The sequence below is a fragment of the Aeromonas sp. QDB18 genome (assembly GCF_027705325.1).
GTDB classification, from domain to species: Bacteria; Pseudomonadota; Gammaproteobacteria; order Enterobacterales; family Aeromonadaceae; genus Aeromonas; species Aeromonas caviae.
Genome location: NZ_JAPDBQ010000313.1, coordinates 1 through 990, shown reverse-complemented (window position 1 = coordinate 990; position 990 = coordinate 1). Strand labels below are relative to the sequence as shown.

Sequence of the window (990 nt, the reverse complement as noted above, 5' to 3'; positions counted from 1 at the left end):
CACCTGCTCTGCTGACCATGCCGCTCGCGGCAGGTTGGTCATCCACAAGCAGAACCGCTTTTCCTCGGCAAACCAGCGTCGGATCAAGCGGTACTCGACCTTGCCGGACTTCACCACCATATCCAGCACCTCAGCCCGACAGCGCCGCCGTCCTGCCTCTTTCAGTGACAGTCCCGCCAGTTTTGGCACTTCCCGTCCATCACCGCGCCAGGCCTGGATTATCTTGGGGTTCAGGCTTTGCGTTCCTCGCACCAGATAAAATCCGCCAGCGTCGTTCACCTGCTCAAACCAGGCCCTGTCAATGTAACCCGCGTCAGCCAGCAGCAGGCAGTTGGCCAGCTTGTGAGCCTCAGGGAGAAATTGCCGCTCCCCTGCGGTATCGGCAGACACACTCATGCACAGTGGGCTCTGCTCCGACAGAGACATGGTCATATGGCACTCGATAGCCGCCGGACTGATGGTCTTGAACCGGCCGGGAAAGTCAGCCGCCAGACGCCGGTGCACCGCGAAGGAGGTGCCATCGTGCAATAACACCTGCTTGAACGCGCCGAGGGAGGCCGCTTTGAGTTGATGGTCGATACGCAAGGCGATGGCCCGTTCGACCAGCGCTTTCATAAACAGGGCAAAGCTCTCTTTACGCAGCTGATTGTGAAACGGTTTGTAAGAAACCTGATGCTCTTTCGTCAGCTGCAAGGCATTGAAATGACGGTGTAAGCTGGCAATGTCATTGACCTGGTCGCCCCCCATGGCCCGCAACAGTGCAGGTACGAGCATGGCAGGGGTAATGGCGCGCTGACGCAGACAAAACTTGCAGAGCCGAGCAATGCGCTCGAGTGCGGCGGGAGCCAGGAGTTGCTCCAGATAGTGATTAGCATTAATAATGGTCATAGGCTTCGCGCGTGTTGATTTTGTTTGGCGATAAAATTAGATCACAAACGAAGCCTTTTTTATATCTATTTCAATTGGTTGGCGCTAAAGATCCTGTACATG

1 protein-coding gene is annotated in these 990 nt (G+C 56.1%); it reads right to left on the bottom strand.

What is annotated here, in order from left to right; all coding sequences use genetic code 11:
- Positions 1 to 888: IS4-like element ISAeme3 family transposase (locus tag OKC30_RS21080; protein ID WP_270809828.1), on the bottom strand; the 888-nt coding region annotated here is incomplete at its 3' end.
- Between the last annotated feature and the right edge of the window lie 102 nt (positions 889 to 990).